This is a genomic window from Variovorax paradoxus (genome assembly GCF_000834655.1).
GTDB classification, from domain to species: Bacteria; Pseudomonadota; Gammaproteobacteria; order Burkholderiales; family Burkholderiaceae_C; genus Variovorax; species Variovorax paradoxus_F.
In genome coordinates this window covers 1-1,134 of sequence record NZ_JXQQ01000115.1, presented here as the reverse complement: position 1 = coordinate 1,134, position 1,134 = coordinate 1, and the positions used below count along the sequence as shown (strand labels likewise).

Sequence of the window (1,134 nt, the reverse complement as noted above, 5' to 3'; positions counted from 1 at the left end):
GGCCGCGAGCGCGATCTCGACTTCGCCCTGCGGCGCCTCGTAGGCCCGCTCGCTGGCCCGCTCGGGCTCGGGCAGCGCCTTGCGGTCCACCTTGCCGTTGGCATTCAGCGGCAAGGTCGCCAGCACCACGAAGGCCGCCGGCACCATGTAGTCGGGCAGCACCTGGCCCAGCCGCGTGCGCAGGCCCGCCGTGTCGATCGCATGGTTCGCCTGCGCCGACAGGTACGCCACCAGCATCGTTGCGCCCGCCTGCTCGCGCGCGATGACCGTCGCCTCGCGCACCTCGGGCTGCGCCAGCAGCTGCGCCTCGATCTCCCCCAGCTCGATGCGAAAGCCCCGCACCTTCACCTGGTGGTCGATGCGGCCCAGGTAGTCCAGCTGGCCCTGCGCGTTCCAGCGCACCAGGTCGCCGGTGCGGTACAGGCGGCTGCCGTCCTCGGCCGCGATGAAGCGCTCGGCCGTGAGCCCTGCACGGTGCAGGTACCCGCGCGCCAGGCCTTCGCCCGAGACGTGCAGCTCGCCCGCCACGCCCAGCGGCACGGGGTTGAGCTGGGCATCGAGCACGCGCAGGCCCAGGTCGGGGATCGCCGTGCCCACGGGGCTGCGCTGCGGGCCGATGTCCGCTGCGGTGATGCGCCGGTAGGTCACGTGCACCGTGGTCTCGGTGATGCCGTACATGTTCACCAGCTGCGGCTGCCGGTCGCCGTGGTGCTCGATCCATGTGCGCAGGCGCTGCGGCTCGAGTGCTTCGCCGCCGAAGATCACGACGCGCAATGCGAGCGCGCCGTCCTTGTCCAGCGCCTGCGGCAGGCTGGCCAGCTGGCCGAAGGCCGAGGGGGTCTGGTTGAGCACCGTCACGCGCTGCGTGCGCAGCAGCTGCAGGAAGTCTTCCGGCGAGCGGCTCACCCAGTAGGGCACCACCACCAGCTTGCCGCCGGTGCACAGCGCCCCGAAGATCTCCCACACCGAGAAGTCGAAGGCGTAGGAGTGGAACAGGGTCCACACGTCCTCGGGCCCGAAGTGGAACCACGAATCGGTCTGGCTGAGCAGGCGTGTCACGTTGCGGTGGCACAGCTGCGCGCCCTTGGGCCGGCCGGTGGAGCCGGAGGTGTAGATCACGTAGGCGAGGTTGTC

General features: G+C 71.1%; 1 protein-coding gene. It reads right to left on the bottom strand.

The features are described 5' to 3' along the window. Nucleotides 1-1,134: amino acid adenylation domain-containing protein (locus RT97_RS29145; protein ID WP_042582352.1), on the bottom strand; the 1,134-nt coding region annotated here is incomplete at both ends.